This window comes from Trichloromonas sp., from assembly GCF_041583255.1.
In the GTDB taxonomy this organism is placed as follows: domain Bacteria; phylum Desulfobacterota; class Desulfuromonadia; order Desulfuromonadales; family Trichloromonadaceae; genus Trichloromonas.
Window position 1 is genome coordinate 1 of record NZ_JBFHGD010000257.1, and the last position, 4,016, is coordinate 4,016.

Consider the following 4,016-nt stretch of genomic DNA (forward strand, 5'->3'; position numbering starts at 1 on the left):
CATGGGCTATTTCAAGGTGCTGTTCAAGTACGAATGGGAACTGGTCAAAAGCCCGGCCGGCGCCAATCAATGGCTGGCCAAGGACGTGGACGAAGAGGACATGGTGGTTGACGCGCATGACCCGTCAAAAAAACACCGGCCGATGATGACCACGGCAGACCTCTCCCTGCGCTTCGACCCGATCTACGAGCCGATCGCGCGACACTACCAGCAGAACCCCGAAAAATTCGCCGATGCCTTCGCCCGCGCCTGGTTCAAGCTGACCCACCGCGACATGGGCCCGCGCTCGCGCTATCTTGGCGCGGAAGTGCCGGCAGAAGAGCTGCTGTGGCAAGACCCCGTCCCCGCGGCTGCTCATAAGTTGATTGATAAAAAAGACATCGCCGCCCTCAAGGGCAAAATCCTCGCTTCGGGACTCTCTGTCTCGCAACTGGTCTCGACGGCCTGGGCGGCGGCGGCCACCTTCCGCGGCTCCGACAAGCGCGGCGGGGCCAACGGGGCGCGCATCCGGCTGGCCCCGCAGAAGGATTGGGCCGTTAACCAGCCAGCCCAACTGAAGACCGTGCTGCAGACCCTTGAGAAAATCCAAAAGGAGTTCAATAGCGCAGCGTCTGGCGGAAAGAAGGTTTCTCTGGCCGACTTGATCGTGCTGGGAGGATGCGCAGCTGTCGAGCGGGCTGCGAAGAATGCCGGCTTCGAGATGACCGTCCCCTTCACGCCTGGACGCACGGATGCGTCGCAGGAGCAGACCGACGTGGTGTCATTCGCGGTCCTCGAACCTGAGGCCGACGGGTTCCGCAACTACCTCAAAACCACATATTCCGTATCGGCAGAGGAGCTGCTGGTCGACCGGGCGCAACTGCTGACGCTGACCGCTCCCGAGATGACGGTCCTCGTTGGCGGCTTGCGCGTCCTGAATGCCAACTTCGGACAGTCCCGGCACGGCGTCTTCACCAAGCGGCCAGAGACTCTCACCAATGACTTCTTCGTGAACCTGCTCGACATGGGCACCACGTGGAAGGCGGCCTCGGAAGCCGGCGACCTGTTCGAGGGGCGTGATCGTGTGAGCGGCGAACTCAAGTGGACCGGCACCCGGGTCGACCTCATCTTCGGTTCGAACTCCCAGCTACGGGCCCTGGCGGAAGTCTACGGATGCGGGGACTCCCAGGAGAAGTTCCTGCGCGACTTTGCATCGGCGTGGGAAAAAGTAATGAACCTCGACCGTTTCGACCTTGCCTGAAAGGACAAATACATCTTCGAGGGCTTCTGGAAAATGTTCTGAACGGCAAACCGGAAGGATCGAGAAGCGACACCTAGCTTAATTCATGGCAGCACAAAGCAAGATGCGAGCACCTCAGTTTGAGTGCTCGCATCTTGCTTTGTCGGCTCCCCGGGGTGAACTCGTACCAACCACACGCGCTGACAGAATGGTGGGGGGGCGCCTTGTAAATCCTCGTGTAGTGTCTTGCAGCAGCCCTGCCCCGATAGCACTCAGGCCAAACCGACCTCCACCCAGCCGTCACTGAGGGGAAAATACAAAGCCGCCCGCACTTCCCTTTGAGGTTCGAGCTGCCTGATCAGGTTGATGTAGGCCTGCAGCTGGCTGCGGTATTTTGCCAGCTGTTCCTTCAGAAAGGCCTGTTCACCCTTCCCTGCCATCTCGACGACCTTATAATCGACGATCCAGCGCACCCCGGCATCGATGAAGGTGCGATCGATGACCGCATGCACCAGGCTGCCGTCGACCAGGCCGGACAGCTGCAGCTCGCAGGCGTCTTGCTCATGCCGCCCCAGAATCCAGCGTCCCCGGTCGCTGGCCAGGGACGAGTTCAGCGCCGCGACGACCCTGGTCCAGCCGGCCTCGAGTTCAGCGGCCGGCACGCCGAGCCGATTGAGCCGGCGCAGGGCCGCCGGCTTCTCACTTTCGATGCGCCCAGGCGACCAGCGATCGAGGCCTGCGCGGGCGATGCGCTCGAGGTAATGATGGGTCAGGGTGCCGACGTGCCGGGAGGTTTCGGCCTCCCAGCCGGAAAAGAGTTCCTGCTCACCCGGTTTTCGGTGCTTCGACGGCTGGCTGATCTGCATTGCGCCCACCAGGGCGACCGACCTGAGCTCCGGCAGCTGCCAGTCGGCCGGAAGCCGGCGAATCGCCACCGGCGACCGCTCCCGGCAGGGCGTTTCTTCACCTTCGGCAGCCGCATCGGCAACAACGAACCGGGCCTGCACCGCCGGCCAGAGCTTGTGCAGCAGCGAACCGGCCAGCGGCCGGGGCTCGCCATCCTTGTTGGCCTTGGCGTGACCGAGCAGGTGCAGGCGCTCCTTGGCCCGGGTCGCCGCCACGTACAGCAGGCGGAGCGTCTCCAGCTCCTGCTTTTCGGCTTCCAGGCGGCCGATCGCCTCGTAGATGGCATCCTTGCTGCGGCCATCGCTGGCCGCCACCGGCGCCAGCAGCAAGCCGTGATCGGGATGCTCGAGCCAGCGCAGCAGGTGGCGGTCGCCGCCGGCGGGGCCGCGGCCCAGCCCGGGCAGGATGACCGTGTCGAACTCGAGCCCCTTGGACTTGTGGATGGTCATCACCTGCAGCCGGCCGTCGGCGCCGGTATCCGGCGAGGCGAACAGCTTGCGCACCCCTTCGTCGAGTGCATCGAGGGATTCAAGCTCGCCCCCCTTGTCGCAATCCTCCATCAGGGTAAAGACCATGCCGGCATCCTTGAGCGCCGCCTCGTCGTAACAGGCGGCTCCCCCCAGCGCCAGCCAGACCCCCTCGACCAGCCGCCGCAGACTGATCGCCCCACGCCGCTGCTGCCCGCGCTGCATGACGGCCTGGATGCGGGCCGCTCTCTGCCGGCCGTCCTCGGAAAGGGTTTTCAGCACCCTGGCGTCCCCGAGCGATTCAGGAATGGTCCGCTCTTTGTCGTCGCCGCACAGGGCCTCGAGGTCGGCCAGTGACAACCCGCACCACGGGGCCCGCAGCACGCAGAGCCAGGAGAGCCGGTCGGCCGGATGCAGCAGGGCGCGGGTCAGTGCGAGCAGATCCCGCACCACCGGACGGCACTCGAGCAGGTCGATGTCGCGGGCGGTGAACCGCAGCTTGCGCTCGGCCAAGGCCCGCAGAATCTCCGGCAGGTGGGTGCGCGCCCGCACCAGCACCGCGACCGTCTGCTCGGGATGCGCGGCCAGCGCCTGCTGCGCCAGTTCGGCCACCAAGGCGGCCTCGGCGACATCGTCGCGCCCGGCGAGGGGATGAACGACGCAGGCCGCCCCCGGCAGAGGTGCGTGCACCGCCGCCGACTCGGCATAAACCACCCCGCCGAGGGCCTCGTCCTCGGCGGCCGGGAAGAGCCGGGCAAAGGTCTCGTTGACCCAGTCGACGACCCCCTGCTGGGAGCGGAAGTTCGAGCAGAGGTCGAGCCGTTCCAGCTGCACCGTGCCGATGCCGCGGGACCGGGCCCGCAGGAAGAGCCCGACCTCGGCCTCGCGAAAGAGGTAGATCGACTGCATCGGGTCGCCGACCACGAACAGGGTGCGGCCGTCATCGGGCTGCCAGCCGGCGGTCAGGTGCTGAAGCAGGTGGTACTGCAGGTAGGAGGTATCCTGAAATTCGTCGACCAGAATGTGGCGGACGCGGGCATCGAGCTGCAGCAGCAGTTCGGAGGGGTCATCGACGCTGCCGAGCGCCGCCAGGGCCCGGGTGGCCACCGCGGCAAAATCGGTCTTGGCCTCCTGGCGAAAGACCAGCCAGAGTTCGGCTGCGGCTAAAGGCAGCAGTTCGACCAGGGCCCGCAGCACCTGCCACTGGCAGTCGGGATAGCACGAGGCGGGCAATTGCCGCAGCGCGGCCAGGGCAGTCTCCAGACCATCGACCGCCTTGAGCCGATCTAGCAGCTCTTTCATTTGCCCTTTCATTTCTGTCGGTTCACCCTTGCCGGGGGGAAAACCGCCGTTTTTGTCGAGGCTTTTGCGAAAGGTATTGCCTGCGGTCAGCAGCAGATCGGCCAGCCCGAGCCAGATCGGCA

General features: G+C 65.3%; 2 protein-coding genes. One reads left to right on the forward strand and one right to left on the reverse strand.

Annotated elements, in window-relative coordinates; genetic code table 11:
* The coding region (locus ABYV89_RS15065) for a peroxidase family protein (protein WP_432823756.1) at positions 1 to 1,240 on the forward strand (1,240 nt) is incomplete at its 5' end.
* A 251-nt stretch (positions 1,241 to 1,491) separates the two neighbouring features.
* Here the strand turns inward: ABYV89_RS15065 and ABYV89_RS15070 are convergent.
* Positions 1,492 to 4,016: UvrD-helicase domain-containing protein (locus ABYV89_RS15070; protein ID WP_432823757.1), on the reverse strand; the 2,525-nt coding region annotated here is incomplete at its 5' end.